The organism is Oceanobacillus indicireducens (assembly GCF_014647195.1).
GTDB lineage: Bacteria > Bacillota > Bacilli > Bacillales > Amphibacillaceae > Oceanobacillus > Oceanobacillus indicireducens.
Genome location: NZ_BMOS01000014.1, coordinates 35,234 through 54,282, shown reverse-complemented (window position 1 = coordinate 54,282; position 19,049 = coordinate 35,234). Strand labels below are relative to the sequence as shown.

Genomic DNA, 19,049 nt, shown 5'->3' with positions numbered 1-19,049 from the left:
ATGAACTACATTGAAACAGGAAAACGGATCGGGGAATTGGTCCAATCAAAAAATAAAATGTACGGTGATGCTTTCCATATGAGCGATGAATTTTTAAGCATACTCTATCCGAATGGAATCAAACCGGGTCAGTATAAAGATATGCTTGGGATTATTAGACTGTTCGATAAACAAATGAGAATCGCCCATGGCAATCATGGTAACGAAAATGCTTGGAATGATATTGCTGGCTATGGAATTTTAATGAGTCGGGAGGAATCTGAATGAATATGCCTACACCATGCCCAGAATGCGGGGAAATCTGCGAATTTGATCGTATGAAAAATATTGGACATGAATTGTATTGTGATGAATGTTATGAGGAATTGGAAGGTGAATCTGAATGATTAAAGTAGGTTTCAAGAAACTAGCAGATGATGCAATTTTGCCAGCAAGGGCACACTACAGTGATTCAGGTTTTGATTTATTTGCAAATGAGGACGTGATTATTGACCCTGGTGAAACAATAGTTGTCAAAACAGGAATAGCAATTAATCTACCTGATGGATATGAAGCACAGGTAAGACCAAGAAGTGGTGTGACAAGTAAAACAAAATTAAGAGTGCAGCTTGGAACGATTGATAATTCGTATACGGGAGAAATTTGTATCCTTGTAGATAATATTCATAACGGAAGAATGCCAAACGGTGCTTTTCACAGATATGGTTTTTATATTAATGGATCCGCAACAAGAGATACGGAAATATATGGTTCGTACGTAATACGAAAAGGCGACAAACTAGCCCAGCTGGTTATTCAGAAGTTACCGGAAGTACATGCCTATGAAATAGAAAAACTACCAGAAACAGAACGAGGTTCGAACGGTTTTGGTAGTAGTGGGTATTGATTAATTTATTCTATTATACCACATCGCACCATAGAAAAGAGGTGATTGCTTGCTTCGTTTTATCGAATTAGATGGCAAGGTACCGAAGCATGACTTTAAGACTTTTTCAACAGATCATAAAAATTATGATGATGCAGGGGTCATTTTAAATAAAGATATTATTGTAGTAGATTTTGATGATTACACGGACATAGGTGGCTTGATTTATTCAAGCCATCCTACTTTAAAAGTACATACCACCAGAGGGTTTCATCTGTGGTATAAGAGGCCAACAGCAGAAAATATTCGAACACCATTTCGTAACTATACCGACAAATTAACAGTCAGTGGTGCAAAGGTGGATTATAAGACTGGCACCAGGGCACATGCCACCATTAAACAAAATGGCAAACTAAGACGAATGGAAAATGAGCAATATCTTGATAATATAAATGACTTGCCAGAACTGCCATTTCTTCTTTACCCGAGCAAGTTAAGGCATGACATTTATCAAATGACAGACGGGCAAGGACGAAACAGTGCCTTATACAGTCATTTGTTGTCGACCTTAGAACAATACTCATTAGACGGCGAAACATTAAATGAACTTGCCGATTTCATCAATAAATACGTATTCGCGAAACCACTTGATGAGCGTGAACTCAAAAACACTATCCAATCAGTTAAAAATAAGAACCCTGCTCCAACCAAACAAAAGTATCTGGACCCGAAAGATATTATTATGACCAGCGAGGTTCTGGTGGAGAGATTGGATATTCATTTATATCGAGGGAAACTTTTCTTTAAGCAAGATGATCATTTTATTTATGATAATAATTTACTCTTAAGAGCCATCGATAAACTGATAGCCCTTAAACCAAATCAACATAAACAGCTGCTTGATCTATTCCAGATTAAATCAACACTACAAGATGCTGACGATTTACCCGTACAGTTCGCGAACGGATATGTACTTTATGACAATGAAGTGGTTGAAGTGGATCCAGGCTTTACACCATATTACTTAAATATTGATTATAAAGAAGATGCTTACGATGAGCATGTGGACAATTTCCTTAATTGGTTTACATGTAACCGGAAAGATTTACGCAATGTAATAGAGGAAATGTTTGGCCATGTTTTGATGACAAAAGGATTTCCCCACAAGTCATTCTTCTTTTGGGGAGAATCCGGTAGTAATGGAAAGTCAACTTTAATTAAGATGCTGCAGGCATTCGCTGAGGGGCTACACACAAATGTACCGCTTGATAAGTTTGAAGATGATACCAGTGTGTACAGTTTGATTGGTACGCTCCTTAATGTGGCGGATGACATTGACGCTTCTTATTTAGACAAGTCCAGTAACTTTAAAACAATTGCTTCTGGTGATCCGGTGATGGTTAGGCCCATATACCAAACAGCTATCGCTTTTAGCAATAAAGCAACGTTGGTTTTTACTTGTAACGAATTGCCCGTCTTTAAAGATAAGTCTGGTGGGATTAAAAGAAGGATGCAAATTATACCGTGTGATGCGGTTGTCCAGGAGCGTGACGTGAGCATTGATGAAAAACTGTCCAGTCCGAATGCAAAAAGCTACCTTCTCAAACTTGCGCTTGCGGGGGTAGAAAGGATACTGAAGAATGGTGATCTGTCGAAGTCCGAAACGATAGAAGATGTTACGAGACAATATTTCGTAGAGTCCGATAGTGTTGTAGCATTCTTAGAAGAACACGATATGAATGAAAAGGTTACTAGTGCGGCCTATCGTATGTATGCCGCTTACTGTGAAGAACATGGTTTAAATGCTGTAGGTAATACAGAATTTGGTCGCCGCTTGAAGAGTGCTGGGTATGGCAAGAAAAGAATTACAAAAGATGGTAAACGTCCTGAAGTATATGTTAAATAATAAATCTGTCATAGATAGAGTCATAGACATAGCATAAACATCTATGACAGCCCATTAACTTATGTATATCAAGGCTTTCAAGGTTTTTCAATGAACTTAAGTGTCATAGATGAAAAAAACATCTCTGACAGTCATAGACCCTTATTATATATAGCTTTATAGTATATTTTATTCTTACTGTCATAGATAAAGTAGTATATATAAAACAAAAATAAAAAATAAGAAAAAAAGAACAATAATAAAAATATAAAAGAATTTTTTCCCGTATCTCTGACAGTTGTATAAACGTTGATAGAATAAAGCTTATTGAGGTTTTTAATCTCTGACACTCATCTCTGACAACAAACATAAAAGGTAGGTGAAGCAATTTGTACGAATGGCTGCTTGACTATCAAAAATTAACGAATGAAATTGATTATCTTGAATACCAGCTAGATAGAGAAAAAAGAGAATTGAAAAGGTGGACAAGTGGTGATTTAAGTAAGGTCAAATTAAATGAGCACTCCATTGCTTCAGGGTTAGAGGAAAGGATCGCGGCACTCGAATATGAACTTGCCCACAAGATGAATGATTTATTTAATGCTAAAAAGTTAATTAGCATGTTTGACGGTTTAGATAATAAAATACTTTATCATAAGTATGTTGAAGGAAAAAAACTAATTAATATTGCAGATGAATTAGATTTGAGTCCGAATTATATTTACAGTAAACACGCTGAAATAATGAAAATAATTAAGTTTGCCCATAACTTAACATTTTCTTAGGGTGTATAAAATGTATAGAATCTATTGAAAATCTGTTTTATAGTTGTAGCATAAACAATTGCATAAAGTTTCCAACTCAATCATAATAAAGTTAAAAAGTTACGGGGTGATTGAGTTGAGAAAGTATTTATTCATATTATTATCTATTTTAATTTTAGCTGCGTGTGGAGAAGTTAAGATTCATGAGAATGTAGATGAAGAGGTTGCCAAAGATTCGATGCAGGTTATGGATAGAATCTTTGAGAATATCGATAATGGTATTGCGATTGAGGATGTAAGTGAAAATGACCATAAGTTATTTGAAAGGTTTACTAATAAATATATTGATAAAACAGATACGATTCCAATAGAGTTAGATGGTGTGGATTATAGCATCAGCTTAATGGCATCTGATTCACTTATAAAATATGCTAAAGGCGCGTCGCTGGAATCTGACAAAGCTGTTATAGAAGAAAACTATGAATACATGATGCGATACATTGAAGAAGGGGAGTGACCTTCATGCAAGTAACATGTAACGATTGTTTCTGTGAGTTTGAAACTGAACTAAAGAAAAAAGTATTAAAGAATCAAATTCATAAATATTATTTCACTTGTCCAGATTGTCAGCATGAATATGTTTCTTATTACACTGATGCGAAGATGCGACGTGACATTAAACGTAACATGAAGAAACGTAAACAGCATGGCCAGGCAAAAACGATTGAAGAATCCAGAAGACTCCTTGCTGAAATTAAAATGAATGACAAGCTTCTTAATAAAGACAAGGATGCATTGAAGAAGAGGATGCAGGAAGAGACACTTACTTAAATTAGTAGGTGTCTTTTTAATTTATAAAAGGAGATGAAGGAAATGAATAAATGTTTTTCAGTTGGTTGTAATAACGTAGCGACGACGGAATATTGCCCAGACTGTCTAGCTGTTGGAGGATTTACACCAAAGCTTTTAGTTATCGAACTACAGGATGAAACATCTGTACCTAAAGTATTTTATAAAGGAAAAGAGATTGAGTATAAGAAAAATGTATTCTTTGATTGGGATACAGACACTTCTATTCCAGGTGGATTAACTTACGCAATTGAGCATATAGAATTAGGTGATAAATATCCTACTGTAAATAAAATCGAGCGAAGGGTTAAAGGTCATGCTACCGACTAGCACCAAACCATTCAGCATCTGCAATGAGTTCGGCTGCAACAATCTCACAAAGGATTCTTATTGTGAAGAACATAAACACATTCAACAAGAGAAGGAACGCAAGCGATACAAGCGTTACAATGTAGAACGTGATCCAGTCCTGGTTAAGTTCTATAACTCTAAGGAATGGCGAGCGTTACGTGACTACGTGATGATGATTAACAATTACTTATGTGTTCAATGTCTTTTGACACCAGCTGAAGAGGTTGACCATATCATACCTATTCGTGTTGATTGGTCATTGCGACTCACGATAAACAATTGCCAGCCGTTATGTCATGCTTGTCACAGGAAGAAAACAGCAGAAGATGTGAAAAAGTATGGGAGGGGGGAGGTGAGAAATTTTCAAAAGCAAGTCGCTGAGAACCCACCCCCAGTCGACCGTGCAACTTTCTATGATTTTAGGATAGGGGGGAGTTGATAATTGTCAGAAAACGGTAAAGTAACATATAAAGTCCCATCTTGGCTAGATAATATGGCGAAAACGGAATGGAAAAGAGTGCTGCCTTTAATTGATCATGACACATTTTCAGAGGTAGATTTAAAAGCACTTGAAGCATATTGTCAGGCCTATGCAAAGTGGAAGCGAAGCGAAACGATTCTTATGAAAAAAGGCTACACATTCGAAACGCCTAATGGCTACGTGCAACAGCGCCCGGAAGTCAGCATAGCTAAGGATGCCTTTGCAAGCATGCAGACCATCGCCAAGGAGTTAGGATTTACTCCAGCTTCACGGATCCGTATGGATAAAAACAGAGGTGAAGGAAATGGAAGGGGGGATGAAACTGACCCGGAAATGGAAGACATGATAGTTAAGTAGGGGAACGAGGGATATGGCAAAGGAAAAATATTATTTTGATGAAAAAGAAGCGGCAAAGTTCAAGACGTTTATTGAAAAGCTTAATCTTCCAAAGGGTAAAAAAGGACAAAAGATAAAACTGTTGGATTATCAACTTAAAATAGCTACTGACATTATTGCGACAAAACGAAAATCTGACGGCTTAAGAAGATATAGAGAAATCTTCATTACAATGGCTCGTAAAAACTCAAAGTCCTTTATTGCTGCAATTATCATACTGTATTTATTTTTCACAGATGATGAAATGGGGCAAGAAAATATTGTTGCTGCCAACTCACGAGAACAGGCGGACAATATTTATAATATGATTGAATACATGATCCGCACGAATAAAACACTTATGAAACATTGCGTGATTGTAAACAGCAGAAGAAGAATTTTAAGGAAAGTTACAGATTCATTTATTCAAATTGTTTCTTCTGATACTTCTAAATTGGATGGATTTAACCCATACATTGCGGCAGTGGATGAAACGCATGAGGACAAAACGGGCGGGGAAAACTATACAAAATTACAAACTGGTCAAGGTGCTCGTGATGAGCCGATAATCATGTCAATCACCACAGCTTCAAATGGAATGGATGAGCATAATCTCGAATATCAAAAATACCAATACGCTTTAAAAGTACAGTCGGGTGAAGTTGAGGATGACTCTTTTTATGCTGCCATTTACCGTGCAGATGATGATTGCGATATAGAAGATGAAGAACAATGGACAAAAGCTAATCCCGGGATTGACTTGTTACCTGGTGGCTTCAGAAAGTCTGACGAATTAAGAAGGTTATCCAAACAGGCAAAAGTAATGCCTGCTTTGATACCTGGATTCAGAAGATATTACTTGAATCAACATGTGGTTTTAGAAGCCGAGAGAGCTATTAACATGAAGTACTGGAATAATAAGGACAATACAATCAGTGATTTATCGTTTTTAAAAGGTAAAGCATGCTATGCGGGGCTGGACTTATCTGTTGATAAAGACTTTACAGCGCTTGTCTTGGTGTTTCCGATAGATGATGAATATCATGTGTTACCTTATCTATTTAAGCCGGCAGAAACCCTAATCAGCGATGGTAAGGTAGATAAATTCCCTTATGAAGCATATGCAAAACAGGGTTATATGATAGCTACAAAAGGCGACTTTGTTAACTTTAGATATGTTCGCCAAATTATAGAAGAGCTATCTAGAGAATACGATATAAAAGAAATTGTATTTGATAAATTTGCTTCCAGTGGTATAGCTTCCGATTTACAAAATGACGGTTTTATTATGGTGGACCATGTTCAAGGGTTCGGTTTTAGTCCTACCATTGCAGATTTCTACGATTTATTATACGAAAACAAATTGAAGCACCCTAATAATCCGGTGTTTAATTGGATGGCCGAAAGTACGGTTGCCATAGAAAACAGTCAAGGAAGAATTAAATTCGATAAAACGCAAGGTAAAATTGACGGTATTATCGCAATGCTTATGGGATTGACCAGGGCGATTGCGAATAACAAAAAGCAAGAATACGATCCGAATAAAGCTATTGAAGATTGGGCGAATAATATGGGGTGATGAAATGAAACCAATAGAGTATAAGAAACTTGAAAATGAATTGGCAGGCCTTCTGTTAAAATTTCAAGGAGATAACAATATTCCTGAGGAATGGTTATTGAGAATGCTATTAGAAAATGCTCAAAAAAGTACCGTCCGATTTAAAGGGTGGGGTGAATGAAAAAAATCAAAAACTTAATATCCAAACCAATCAAGTTCATTAAAAGTATAATTAATGAGCTTTTTATTTTGTCTGGACTATCTTTCATTCTAATTGCTACATACGAAATTAACGTAGTAGCAGCTATGTATTTGTTAGGAGCAGTCCTTATTTCATTTGGTTTATTCCTGGCATTTACCAGAAGGGAGTGATTAATTTGTGAAATTATTTGGTAGAGAAATCAAGAAAGAAGATATTGATGTAGATAAGCTTCTAGAGTCACCGGTTTTCAGGTCCATGTTTGGTGTGAATATGGACAAAAAAGGCATGAAGGAAACAACCTTAATCACTTGCCTAAGAATTTTATCGGACAATGTGAGTAAGTTACCTGTCAAGGTCCATAAAGGAAATGATAGTGCAGATGACCATTCAGTATCTAAAATATTGAAACTTAGACCAAACAAGTTAATGTCTGCTTCTACGTTATGGAAGACAATTGAATACCAGGTGAATTGGTATGGGTATTCTGTTGTGGCGATTGGAAGAAACAAAAACGGTAACCCAGTTTCTTTAATCCCGTTAAATATGGACCATGTAGAAACTTATATTGATGATGTGGATTTATTTAAAACCGGGGATAATCCTATGTTTTTCCTTTACCGTCAAGGTGGCATTGAATATAAGCTTTCTTATCAAGATGTTTTATATTTCTTGGGAATGACGAAAGACGGGATTCAACCCATGCCAATACGTGAACAACTACAAACCGTTATTGATAATGCTGGTGAAGCCCAACGTTTTACCAACAACTATTTAAAGAATGGTCTCCATGCTCGCGGAGTTGTGAAATACATTGGTGATTTGGACGAAAAGAGCCAAACAGAATTACAGGCAAGAATGAACCGTGTCTCTGGAGGTATTGAAAAAGCGGGTCAATTGTTGCCGTTACCGATTGGATTTGATTATCAATCTATCAGTACATCTTTAGCTGATTCGCAGTTTGTGGAATTGCAGGCATTGAGTGAAAGACAGATTGCTAGTGCTTTCGGTGTTAAAATGCATCAGTTGAATAGCTTAGAACGTGCTACCCACCATAACCAAGAGCAACAAAATAAAGAGTTCTATGAAGATACATTACAACCTAAGTTAACAGGATATGAAGAAGAGATGACCTATAAGCTTCTTACTGAACAAGAAATCAGTGAGGGCTTTTTTATTCGGTTTAACGTTGATGCCATGTTGCGTTCTGATTTGAAAACAAGGTATGAAGCGTATAGTGAAGGGATTCAAAACGGATTTTTGAAGCCTGATGAAGCTAGGGCGAGAGAAAACCTGCCACCAGAACCGGGTGGCGATCAATTGTATTTCAATGGCAACATGCTTCCAGTCACTATGGCTGGACAACAATATTCGAAAGGCGGTGAGGCTGATGGACAAAACGGAAACTCGGGAAATGCTAACGAATGATATTAGTATCCGTGAAGATGATGACGGTAACCGGACTTTAAGTGGTTATGCAGTTAAATGGGAAAAGAGATCTCATGTTTTGGGTTTATATTATAAATTTAGAGAGCAATTCAAGAAAGGCGCCTTCTTAGAATCACTAAATGACGATGACCAACGTTTTTTATGGTCACATGATAAATCAAAAGTGTTGGGCCGCGTTAAAAACAATACATTACGTTTAAAAGAAGATGATATAGGTTTGCGTTTTGAGTTGGATTTACCTAGCACAAGCCTTGGAAATGACACCTATGAGTCTATTAAACGTGGTGACGTGGATGGCGTCAGTTTTGCATTTAGGGATGCGGACGATGATATATACGAGCCGGAAGACGACTTACCTTTACGTACTATTAAAAAGGCTAAACTAACGGAAATTTCAGCGGTTGCTTTTCCCGCCTACCCAGATTCGGAAGTTAGCGCAAGAGGTTTTGATCCTATGAAACAATACGATGATGAATTAAAAGAATATCGCGAGGAACAAGCGGCAAAAATAAAAACTTTAATTAACCTAGGAGGAATGAAATAATGACGATTAAAAAGAAAAAATTAGAAATGAAATTACAGTTTTTCAATGGTGACAAAGACGGCAAACGGTTAAAAGAAATTACTGATCGCTTGGCAGAAATACGCGGGATGCTGGAAGATGACGAAAAACGTGGTGACACGAAATTCACCGATTTAGAAAAGGAAGTCCGTGAATTGAATGAAGAAAAAGAAGAAATCGAAGCCCGCCAGCGTGCGATGGATGGTACGAAACCGGCTGATGGACGGGAGGGGGGAGAACCGGAAGAGCGCGATGTTGATATGTCTCGGTATCGTCAAGTTGATGATGGAACAAGAATTGAACCTAATGAAGAACAGCGCCAGGCATTCGAAAATTATCTCGAAACACGTGAAATTGATGGGGATAAGTTAAAAACAGACTCAGGTTTCGTAGTTATCCCTGAACAAGTTGTTACAGATATTATGAAGTTGAAGGAAAAGGAATTTAACTTAGATCAATATGTGACTGTAAAATCAGTTGCAAACGGTAGCGGGAAATTCCCTGTTGTCCGTGAATCAGAAGTTGCGGCACTCCCTGAAGTAGCAGAATTGGAAGAAAACCCTGCACTTGCTGTTAAACCATTCTACCAATTAGGGTATGAGATTAAAACATATCGTGGCTACTTCCTTGTTTCTCGTGAAGCAATTGAAGATGCAGCAGTCAATGTTTTATCCGAATTAATGACATGGATGGCTCGTACTATCGCATCTACACGAAATAAAGCGATTATTAACGCTATCAAAAATGGTACACCTGGAAAGATTAACGGAGAACCATCTACTCTTAAGTTCGTACAAAAGGAAGCTGTAGGGATTGATGGCATTAAAGATGCTATTAATTTAAATCTTAAACCTAACTACGATCACAACATTGCTATTGTTTCCCAAACAGCATTTGCTACACTCGATAAACTGAAGGACAAACAAGGAAATTACTTGTTACAGCCGGATGTAAAAGAACCAACGGCAAAACGCCTGCTTGGCGCACGCGTAGAAGTTCTCCCGGATGAAATGATCGGAAAAAACAGCGAAAATACAATTATCATCGGAAACTTAAAAGATGGTATTGTACTGTTCGATCGCTCCCAGTATCAAGCATCTTGGACTAACTATATGCATTTCGGTGAAGCTTTAATGGTAGCAGTACGTCAAGATGTTCGTATTCTAGACGAAAAATCAGTTATTGTAATTGACTTTACAGAAAAAACTGAAGAGGAAACACCCTAAACAGCCCGTGAACTTAAAGGCTAGTGCAACTGATACCACAGTTAATTTAGTGTGGGACTAGCCTTTAAACAGGGCTATTTTCAATAGATAGAAAGGAGATTACTATGCCTTACAATGTATATCAAGATGAAGAATTGATTGCTGAAGCTATTGAGGATAAAGAGTACACTGTTGAAGGTTTAACTCCAAACACAGAGTACTCTTTTTCTGTGTCGGAAGTTATTGGTGATAAAGAATCCGAAAAAGCTACAGTTATGGTTAAAACAAAATACAGCGATGTGGAATCTGTCTCTGTATCACCGAAAACAAATAACCTGGAGGTTGGCGCAACCCGTAATTTAACGGCAAAAGTAGAACCTTCTACAGCTAAACAGGATGTTTCCTGGTCTTCTAGCGATGAAGACGTGGCCACAGTAAGCAACGGTACGGTGACGGCTGTCAGTACTGGTACAGCGACAATTACGGTTAGTGCGGAAGGTATTTCTGACACCGCAACTGTTAACGTAATCGAACCAGATCCACCAGAGGAGCCGGATGAACCCGAAGAGGGTGAAGGCTAATGCTTTCCTTGGTCAAACAGTTCCTACGATTGGACGAGCACTACGAGCATGATGATGAGTTATTGAAACATCTTATTGCTACGGCTCAAGATTATTTAAAGAATGCTACTGGACAAGAATTTGATAAAGAAAAACATATTCATAAACAGATAGTTATTCTTCTTGTAACCAGCTGGTATGAAAATAGAAATACAGCAATTGCCCAGGAATTAGATCGTACACTTACGAGCATGCTTTTACAGGCGGGATTGATTAAAAATGAATAAATCATCTATCACAACAATGAATCAACTAAATAACCCGGCAAGATTTAACAAGCTTGTCCATTACGAAGAATTGAAAGAATACCAAAACGACGATGGACATTGGATAGAAGGTTGGAAAAAAAGTGATCTCGGGACCACCTATGCCCAGATACGAAACATCCGTGGTAACGAATTTATTATGGCTGGTGCTGCACAAGCAAAAATATCAGCCAGAATAAACACTCGTTACCGCAAGGATGTGGAGGAAAAGTACTATGAGTTAGGCGAGAAACTACGCCTTAACTATAAAGGTCGCATTTTTGAGATTGAATATCTAAATAACTTGGAAGAAAAAAATATTGAGCATGAGTTCATTGTGAATGAGGTGAGATAGATGGGCTTCAAAATGGACTTTGCCGGTTTTGAAGAATTAGCAACTGAATTCGAAGGGATGGCCACTGATGAACTCACAAAGATTGAAGATGAATCTTTAAAAGCAGGTGCTGAGATTGTCAAAAGGAAGCAAGAACAAAACTGGAATCGCTCCGGTGCAGACGGTGAGCATATCGCTGATAATATCCGTATTGGGCGACCGACTGAAAGTGCGGAAGGTAGGAGGATAAACATTGCTCCTAAAATGTCCCTTCGATGGCGCGCAAAGTTTGTGGAATACGGAACATCCTACCAAGCGCCGCAATCACCAGTGGGAAATTCTTTAAGCCAAACAGAAAGCCAAGTTGCACAAGCAATGATGAATGTGATGGAGAGGGTGATCTCGTGACAACAGACTTAGGTAACTATGATGCACAAGCTGAATTGCTTAGTGCGTTACGAAACGATGAAGAACTGGCCACTCTATCAAAGGGTGGCTTTCATAATTTAGTGGCAAAACAAGATGCACCCTTTCCCCGCATTGTTTACAGTCAATTAAATAATAGACCGACAGTTTATGCTGACGGGGAAGAAGTACGAGCGACTGTTAATTTCCAAGTGAGTATTTTTACAGATTCAGAATCAATTATCCACGAAAAAGCAATGATTAAGGCGGTTGATAGAATCATGAAATCGTTAGAATACGGTAAGTACGATCATCAACCGCTTTTTGAAACAGATACAAAACTTTATCACGTGGCTTTGCGCTACGAGAAAAACTTTTATGGAGATGATGAGTAATGACGAAAAATAAAGCAAGATTAATTCATGGTTTATCAAATTTCCACGGAGCAGTTTTAGAAAAAGATGATAGAACAGGTGTTGAATATGATGAGGTACAACGCATTGAAGGGGCAGTTAGTGTAAGTGGTACACCGAATGAAAACCAAGAAATTAAATGGGCGGATAATGGACCATTTGCTGTATTAGATAGCTTTGAAAGTTTCGATGTAGAAATGGCTGCAGTCGATTTACCCGAAAGTTTTCAAATTGCTATGTTTGGCGAGAAAGTGGTCAACGGTGTTATTTTCAGTAATAAAGATGATATTAAAAAGGAAATTGCATTAGGATTCGAAGCTAAGATACGAGGTGGCGGAACCCGTTTCTATTGGTTATTAAAAGGTACTCCAACTGTTATGGGTATTGATCATGAAACAGACCAAGGAACAATTGACGCTAAAGACGTAAATTTATCGATTAAGTTTACTCCACTACGCTATAACGGTGAGTGGAGAGCACGACTTAGTTCAGAAATCGTTACAACTGATGAATGGTTTGCAGATGTGGTATATGATCCGAAGGTTGCTTCTGAACTTCCAGGTAAAAAAGATGAAAACGATGATAATGAAGATACAGGAGAAGATAATCCCTCGTAAGCCCGTAAATGTTAATGCTACGTCAACGGACACTAGCGCGCATTTAACGTGGCAATAACACAGGGCTATATCAAGGAGTGGGCTATTGCTCACTCTTTTTATTTTGTTAAGGAGTGATTTTATTGAGTACAAAAACAGAACATAAACCAATTTCCATTGAACTTGAAATTGAAGGTAAGATGCAACGATTCGTCACGCCTAAACGAATCAGCGGGACGTTATTGAAAGAAGCCGCAATGATTTCGGAAGAGATTAATTCAGGAAATGTGATTGTGGCTGATTTGGATTCATACATGCAGTTTGTCTGTAATGTTTTTGGAAATCAATTTACCTTGCAAGAATTTGAAGAGGGTTCGGATTCAAGGGACATTATGAAAACAGTAAATGCTTGCACCCTTTTTGTTATGGGCCAAGTATCGATGGCAGCAGAAATGTTATTAAAAAGTGTTGATTTAGCAGAAGTTGACGAAAAAAAAACCTAAATGAAACCGTGATGGATATGTATAACCAACTTATTGATATTGGAATATCTCAAAACGAAATCGACAATATGGACATGGTCTATCATTTACAGCTTCTTGGGAGAAGAAAACAAGAAAAAGAAGCGGATGAAGATGATGTTCTTTATATTGACGATCTTGGAATCTAACTGGAAAGGCGGGTGAATTTATGAGCGGAAGAAATTTAACAGTTAATTTGGTTGCGAACACTTCCCAGTTTAAAAGTGCCATGGCTGAAACGAGTAATCAGATTAAAACAATTAACTCTGAATTTCGTAACGCTTCCGCCGAAACGGACGAGTACGGTAATAAACTAGACAATACCGGTGCGAAGAAAAAACAACTTAATGGTATTATTGAGCAGTATCAAAAGCGTATACAAGCAATTACCAACGAACAGAAGCACTGGACTTCCGAACTTGAAAAAGGGAATATTACGGAAGAAGAACATGCTGCCAAACAGGAAGAATTGGCCCGTCGCCTGAATAACACAGAAGCTGAAATGAAGAAATATGAAGGCCAGTTGAAACGGCTTAATTCTGAAGGCAAAGACACCCGCATGACCTATGAAGAGTTCGATAGGAAATTCCGTGATGTGGGTAAAACGATGGCGACGACAGGTGCAGCCGTTGGAGCAGCAACGGGCGTTATGTTTAAAGGGCTTCTTAAAATAGGTAAAGGTGTTATAAATACAGCTGCAGAGTTTGAAACCGGTATGAGTAAGGTGCAAGCTCTAACGGGCGCCACTGGTGAAGAGTTTGAACAACTGGAAGGACTAGCCAAAGACCTGGGAGCATCCACTATGTTTAGTGCAACGGAAGCAGCGGATGCGATGTCATTCTTGGGAATGGCTGGCTTTGATACCAATCAAATTATGGAGGCTACTCCAGCACTCTTAGACCTAGCGGCAAGTGCTCAGATGGATTTAGGTAGAGCTGCCGACATTACATCAAATATCATATCCGGTTTTGGGTACGAAGCAGAAGACGCTGGAAGAATAGCGGATGTACTTGCTAAGTCGTCATCTAATGCTAACACTAATGTTGAGCAGATGGGTGATGCAATGGCTACGGTCGCTCCTATCGCTAGTACATTGGGAATGGATATTGAAGGCCTAGCTTCTGGTGTGATGATAATGTCAGACGCCGGAATTCAAGGGTCCCAATCAGGTCGTATGTTACGTCAAGGTTTAATCAGATTATCCAAGCCAACCGGCGAAGCTGAAAAGCTAGTTAAGAAACTAGGTATCAATGTATTTGATGCGGATGGTAACATGAAATCACTTGACGGTGTTGTGGCTGAACTTGAAAAAGGATTAGATGGAATGTCATCACAAGCCCAAACAGCTGCCTTAGCAACGCTATTCGGTTCCGAATCAACAGCTGGTTGGTCTGCATTACTTGAGCAAGGTTCAGGTGTTTTAGCTGATTACACAGAAGACCTAGAAAACTCAGAAGGTGCAGCAGCAGATATGGCTGTAACGATGCAGGATAACCTTCAAGGATCTGTTACGGAGTTGAAATCAGCGTTTGAAGGTTTACAGATTGAGCTTGGTCAACAATTGATACCATATGTACGAGACGGCACTGATATGCTAACTGAATTTACCCAGGGTCTTGTAGAAATGGATGATGCAACACTCGAAGCGATAGCCAAAACAGGATTGATGGCCACTGGTGTTTTAGGAGTCACCACGGCGGTTGCAGGATTAGTCGCTGGTATTGGTGCTCTAATGACATTTGCTGGTCCGATTGGTTTAGCGTTAGTGGGCGGTACAGCTTTAGTTGGAGCCTTAGGTACGGCTTTATTTTATGTTAATGAGAAAACTAAAGCGCAGGAAGAATTAAGCCTTGATAGTGCTGAAGCATTAAATGATCAAGCGATTGAATTGGAAAATACAGCCGATAAGTTTGATAAGCTTTCCAGTAAAGCGGAAATCAGCAATAGCGAATTGGCTAGACTCTATGATTTGAATGAAGCAATTAAAAAGGCTAAACACCCGGAAGAAATTGCTAAACTACAAGGTCAGTTTGAAGAACTTGCAAAGAACTCTGGTTTATCAAAAGAAGAATTGCAAGAGTTATTTGATGCCAATGATGCGCTGATTGAACAAACTCCCAATATTGAAACCAGTATTTCAGACCAAGGCAATGCTTGGGTTGAAAATACGGATGCTGTTAGAGAATATATTGACTCCCTACACCAAGCCACCATGGTCGAAATGGAAGCTGAACGGCTTAAGGGAATTGAAAAGGAAAAAGAATTAAGAAAAGAAATTGCCCAAACGCAGGAAGATATTAATTATCTTATTGAGCGGCAAGGAACGATGACCGAAGCTGTTGAAATGTCGGAATCAGAAATAAGAGACCGTTTAGCAGAGATAGAAGAGTTACAACGTGATACAGTTCACGGCTCGGAGGAACAGCAACGCTTAACACATGAACATGCAGATTTAATGAACGTTTTAAATGGAGATTATCTGGAAGGTGTAGAGCTTCTACAAGACCAGGTGGAGCAAAAACGGGATTCCCTTGAAGCTTCTGAGAAAGAACTAGCAAAAATCGAAGCACTCGATGAAGGTCTAGCCGATATTCTTCTTAAACGCAATGGAATTAATGAGACTGGTTATGAAGGTATTCAAGTTTTAGAAGAAACACTTGCCAAAAACGAGGAAAAGTTAGCTAAGATAGAGAAAGAATACGAGAAAAATGGTGAACTAACCGAGAAACAAAAGGAACAGCAACAAACACTTGTTGAACAAAATGAAGAATTGAGACAAGCACAGCAATATATCAACGGTGAACTAGAATTATATGGCTCCGTTAATTCATTAGTGGAATCTCAAAAAGACAAACTAAGTGAATCTACTCAAGAAAAAATTAAATCATTGGAAGCTACTCACGATATTGAAGTTGCTGAAGGTAATGTTGTTGAGCAGATTCAAAATAAAAACAGCAAACTCATGGAAGAGCGTGAGCAACTGGTTAAAAACCGTGAAGAGCAAGGTGCCAATAAAGAAGAGATCGACAAACAAATCGCGGCCATCGATGAGAAAATAAATACTGGTGAAGAAGTACTTCTTCAGATGCTTGAAGAGTTGGATATTCTCGAATTAGTAAAAGATGGTATCCAACTAAATGGGGATCTATTAGTTGAACATTTGGAAAAGCTAGGCTATACAGCCGACGAAGCGTATGAGATTGCAGCTGAATTATCGGGGAAAACTGTGGAGGCCTTAAAAGAGGGTACAACAGAAGCGGGTCAAGCCGGTAAGGAGAAAGGAAAAGCCCATTCGGATAGCTTGGGATTCACCATTGGTGATAATAAAACTAGCGCTGAATTACTTGTTGATGGTGTTGATTCCGAACTTAAAAAAGGCAATAAGAATGCTCAATCGCATGGTAAGTCAAAAGGTGACAGCCATCGCGAAGGAATAAAATTGTCAACTCCAACGAACTCAACTGCAGCTAGGTTGTTAGTCGGAGATGTTGATGCTGAATTGAGCAAAGGTGATGGTGATGCTAGGTCACATGGTAAGTCCAAAGGTGATTCCCATGAAAGTGGCTTGAGTGGAACGTTAGGATTCAATAGAACAGCAGCGCTCTTAATCTCAAGGAATGTCACAGACCGATTAAGCAGTACTACTGATGGCGGTGGAGGACGTACAGCTGGTAACCAAATGCGCAGTGGACTATTGTCACGTCAAGGTTTGGTGCGAACAGCTGGTGTTACAGTTGCCACAAGTGGACGTTCAGGCTTAGCTAGTGTTGACACATCTAGCACGGGAAGAAACTTTGTCGCTGGATTTAGTAGTTCAATTAATGATAATAATGGAAGTATTTGGAGCAGAGCCTGGAACCTAGGTAAAAGAGCATTAAGTGCCTTGAATAGCTCCATCCGTACAGCTTCTCCATCTAAGGAAACCGAAGAAACAGGAGACAATTTCGTTGCTGGTTTCGCTGGTGCTATTGACAGGGGGCGGAAAGAGGCAGCAGAAAAAGCTTCACTTGTTGGTAAAGATGCGCTTGAAGGATTTAATAAGGGATTTGAGAAGTACAAGCAGACAATTGGTGGTATATCACTCGCCATTCAGGATAATAAGCAGGTTCTTAAAGTGGAGCATGAGATTAATAATAGTGGACTAGAAAACAAAATATCTTCCTTGGAAAATGTTCTTGAAAAATTAATCATGGCTATGGATGCCAATAATAATGATAAAGATGAGCAAAGTCAGCAACCTATCGTCATGAATGTCACCGTAAGGAATGATGAAGATATTAATAAAATTGACAACATGCTCAGTAATTTAGGAAACAGAAGACAAGCGGCTTGGGGTGGTAACAATTAGAAACTGGAATTTAATTACGAATCTTGACGGCGAAGATACCAGGAAGTTTGATGTTTATCAGAGGGAAAGAGTTGTTGTTCCAACTCCTGAACAGGAAACGGAGCACATTGAAATAAAAGGTCGTCACAGTTCCCTGACCAAAAAGGGTGCTTTCAAGGATATAGAACTTCCAATTGAATTTTTCTTTTACGAGAATACTTCATTCAAAGCTGCATTTAGGATAGCTAAGATGAAGTTTTTTAATGCAAAAACATTAGGCTTTAATGATGATGAATCTGTGTTTTATAAAATTAAATCAGTGAAAATTGATGATGCTATAAATGACGTGTTGGAAATGGGAGAGTTCACTGTTATATTTCGATTAGACCCATTCCAGTACGAAATTGCCGATTCATCCAGAACAATAACCGGCCGAACAACTTTAAACAATCCCGGCTATGAATCCCAGCCAATCATCATAGCGACTGTAGCTGGAACAGGCAAGATTTATATCAATGACCAAGTAATCACCATACAGGACGTTAATGGCACGATTATTATAGATTCAGAACTGATGAATGCATATAGAAATAATAATGGCATTATCACCAATCTTAATAACCATATGATTGGTGATTTTCCTGTTTTAGGGCATGGAAGTAATGTAATTAATTTTGATGGAGATATAGAGAGTTTAGAAATTAATCCGAGATGGAGGTGGGTGTAATGAGTCAGGTTATTATTACTGATGAAGCTGTCGTTATAAAAGCTAATAAAATAATTATAAAAGAGGACTAGACGATTTCGTCCAGTCCAAGAGTATTAATTCGTAAGGTGAATTGTCCTCCCATCGGGCATGATGTTGAAGGTCTTGTTACTGTTAACGGTAACTTCACCTTGTGAGTTTGTTACGCATTCAATATAAGTTCCATCATCATATTTAATCTTTGTTGTTACAGTGCCACCAGTAACTGATGGAATGTCTTCACGGCTCACTACAGTGCGTCCATCGTGTTTAATCTCAATTTCAGGCATATGTATCACC

At 38.4% G+C, this 19,049-nt stretch carries 26 protein-coding genes; 25 read left to right on the top strand and 1 reads right to left on the bottom strand.

From position 1 onward, the window contains the following. The 25 genes from IEX94_RS11180 (at position 1) to IEX94_RS11065 (ending at position 18,731) form a co-directional block, all read left to right on the top strand. On the top strand, positions 1-267 hold the full coding sequence (locus tag IEX94_RS11180; RefSeq protein WP_188857387.1) for a hypothetical protein: 267 nt from the start codon (positions 1-3) through the stop codon (positions 265-267). Next, positions 264-386, top strand: a complete 123-nt coding sequence (locus IEX94_RS20010; protein WP_268239590.1) for a hypothetical protein — start codon at positions 264-266, stop codon at positions 384-386. Before IEX94_RS11180 ends, IEX94_RS20010 begins: the two co-directional genes overlap by 4 nt. Next, positions 383-886: a dUTP diphosphatase gene (locus tag IEX94_RS11175; RefSeq protein ID WP_188857384.1), complete on the top strand. Its 504-nt coding sequence runs from the start codon at positions 383-385 to the stop codon at positions 884-886. The genes IEX94_RS20010 and IEX94_RS11175 overlap by 4 nt, the downstream gene beginning before the upstream one ends. 49 nt (positions 887-935) lie before the next feature. Continuing rightward, on the top strand, positions 936-2,771 hold the full coding sequence (locus IEX94_RS11170; protein ID WP_188857381.1) for a phage/plasmid primase, P4 family: 1,836 nt from the start codon (positions 936-938) through the stop codon (positions 2,769-2,771). Between the two features lie 368 nt (positions 2,772-3,139). Continuing rightward, positions 3,140-3,535 (top strand): hypothetical protein, encoded by a 396-nt coding sequence (locus IEX94_RS11165; protein WP_188857378.1) that lies wholly within the window; start codon positions 3,140-3,142, stop codon positions 3,533-3,535. A gap of 115 nt (positions 3,536-3,650) precedes the next feature. Further along, entirely contained in the window at positions 3,651-4,031 is a 381-nt protein-coding gene (locus tag IEX94_RS11160; protein WP_188857375.1) for a lipoprotein, read from the top strand. A 5-nt stretch (positions 4,032-4,036) separates the two neighbouring features. Next, the gene (locus IEX94_RS11155) at positions 4,037-4,345 is read left to right on the top strand and encodes a hypothetical protein (RefSeq protein WP_188857373.1); all 309 of its coding nucleotides are present in this window, start codon (positions 4,037-4,039) and stop codon (positions 4,343-4,345) included. Positions 4,346-4,387: 42 nt separating this feature from the next. Further along, complete coding sequence (locus tag IEX94_RS11150; RefSeq protein WP_188857370.1) at positions 4,388-4,693, top strand: hypothetical protein; 306 nt, start codon at positions 4,388-4,390, stop codon at positions 4,691-4,693. Beyond that, on the top strand, positions 4,680-5,153 hold the full coding sequence (locus tag IEX94_RS11145) for an HNH endonuclease (RefSeq protein WP_188857368.1): 474 nt from the start codon (positions 4,680-4,682) through the stop codon (positions 5,151-5,153). The genes IEX94_RS11150 and IEX94_RS11145 overlap by 14 nt, the downstream gene beginning before the upstream one ends. A 3-nt stretch (positions 5,154-5,156) precedes the next feature. Beyond that, the gene (locus IEX94_RS11140) at positions 5,157-5,552 is read left to right on the top strand and encodes a phage terminase small subunit P27 family (protein ID WP_188857365.1); all 396 of its coding nucleotides are present in this window, start codon (positions 5,157-5,159) and stop codon (positions 5,550-5,552) included. Between the two features lie 13 nt (positions 5,553-5,565). Then, positions 5,566-7,149, top strand: coding sequence for a terminase large subunit (locus IEX94_RS11135; RefSeq protein ID WP_188857357.1), 1,584 nt, complete (start codon positions 5,566-5,568; stop codon positions 7,147-7,149). Positions 7,150-7,153: 4 nt separating this feature from the next. After that, the gene (locus tag IEX94_RS11130) at positions 7,154-7,309 is read left to right on the top strand and encodes a hypothetical protein (RefSeq protein ID WP_188857354.1); all 156 of its coding nucleotides are present in this window, start codon (positions 7,154-7,156) and stop codon (positions 7,307-7,309) included. Between the two features lie 198 nt (positions 7,310-7,507). Continuing rightward, the gene (locus IEX94_RS11125) at positions 7,508-8,755 is read left to right on the top strand and encodes a phage portal protein (RefSeq protein WP_188857352.1); all 1,248 of its coding nucleotides are present in this window, start codon (positions 7,508-7,510) and stop codon (positions 8,753-8,755) included. Further along, positions 8,718-9,320, top strand: a complete 603-nt coding sequence (locus IEX94_RS11120; protein ID WP_188857350.1) for an HK97 family phage prohead protease — start codon at positions 8,718-8,720, stop codon at positions 9,318-9,320. The genes IEX94_RS11125 and IEX94_RS11120 overlap by 38 nt, the downstream gene beginning before the upstream one ends. Then, positions 9,320-10,564: a phage major capsid protein gene (locus IEX94_RS11115; protein ID WP_229782680.1), complete on the top strand. Its 1,245-nt coding sequence runs from the start codon at positions 9,320-9,322 to the stop codon at positions 10,562-10,564. The genes IEX94_RS11120 and IEX94_RS11115 overlap by 1 nt, the downstream gene beginning before the upstream one ends. Positions 10,565-10,668: 104 nt before the next feature. Beyond that, positions 10,669-11,124: an Ig-like domain-containing protein gene (locus IEX94_RS11110; RefSeq protein WP_188857347.1), complete on the top strand. Its 456-nt coding sequence runs from the start codon at positions 10,669-10,671 to the stop codon at positions 11,122-11,124. Next, the gene (locus tag IEX94_RS11105) at positions 11,124-11,390 is read left to right on the top strand and encodes a head-tail connector protein (RefSeq protein ID WP_188857345.1); all 267 of its coding nucleotides are present in this window, start codon (positions 11,124-11,126) and stop codon (positions 11,388-11,390) included. Before IEX94_RS11110 ends, IEX94_RS11105 begins: the two co-directional genes overlap by 1 nt. After that, a complete protein-coding gene (locus IEX94_RS11100) occupies positions 11,383-11,763 on the top strand; it encodes a phage head closure protein (RefSeq protein ID WP_188857343.1) in 381 nt (126 codons plus the stop codon). The genes IEX94_RS11105 and IEX94_RS11100 overlap by 8 nt, the downstream gene beginning before the upstream one ends. Continuing rightward, positions 11,764-12,150: an HK97-gp10 family putative phage morphogenesis protein gene (locus IEX94_RS11095; RefSeq protein ID WP_188857340.1), complete on the top strand. Its 387-nt coding sequence runs from the start codon at positions 11,764-11,766 to the stop codon at positions 12,148-12,150. It abuts the gene before it with no gap. Beyond that, complete coding sequence (gene gp17, locus IEX94_RS11090) at positions 12,147-12,542, top strand: tail completion protein gp17 (RefSeq protein ID WP_188857339.1); 396 nt, start codon at positions 12,147-12,149, stop codon at positions 12,540-12,542. The genes IEX94_RS11095 and gp17 overlap by 4 nt, the downstream gene beginning before the upstream one ends. Further along, entirely contained in the window at positions 12,542-13,177 is a 636-nt protein-coding gene (locus IEX94_RS11085) for a major tail protein (protein ID WP_188857338.1), read from the top strand. The genes gp17 and IEX94_RS11085 overlap by 1 nt, the downstream gene beginning before the upstream one ends. A 122-nt stretch (positions 13,178-13,299) precedes the next feature. Further along, a complete protein-coding gene (gene gpG / locus IEX94_RS11080; RefSeq protein WP_188857337.1) occupies positions 13,300-13,659 on the top strand; it encodes a phage tail assembly chaperone G in 360 nt (119 codons plus the stop codon). 11 nt (positions 13,660-13,670) lie between these two features. Further along, positions 13,671-13,826: a hypothetical protein gene (locus IEX94_RS11075; RefSeq protein WP_188857336.1), complete on the top strand. Its 156-nt coding sequence runs from the start codon at positions 13,671-13,673 to the stop codon at positions 13,824-13,826. A gap of 20 nt (positions 13,827-13,846) precedes the next feature. Beyond that, on the top strand, positions 13,847-18,025 hold the full coding sequence (locus tag IEX94_RS11070; protein ID WP_188857334.1) for a phage tail tape measure protein: 4,179 nt from the start codon (positions 13,847-13,849) through the stop codon (positions 18,023-18,025). Then, a complete protein-coding gene (locus IEX94_RS11065) occupies positions 18,012-18,731 on the top strand; it encodes a phage tail protein (protein WP_188857326.1) in 720 nt (239 codons plus the stop codon). Before IEX94_RS11070 ends, IEX94_RS11065 begins: the two co-directional genes overlap by 14 nt. A gap of 95 nt (positions 18,732-18,826) precedes the next feature. On the opposite strand, the gene IEX94_RS11060 is transcribed toward IEX94_RS11065, so the two are convergent. Next, positions 18,827-19,039 carry a hypothetical protein gene (locus tag IEX94_RS11060; RefSeq protein ID WP_188857324.1) on the bottom strand — a complete coding sequence of 71 codons (213 nt, stop codon included), beginning with the start codon at positions 19,037-19,039 and terminating at the stop codon, positions 18,827-18,829. Between the last annotated feature and the right edge of the window lie 10 nt (positions 19,040-19,049).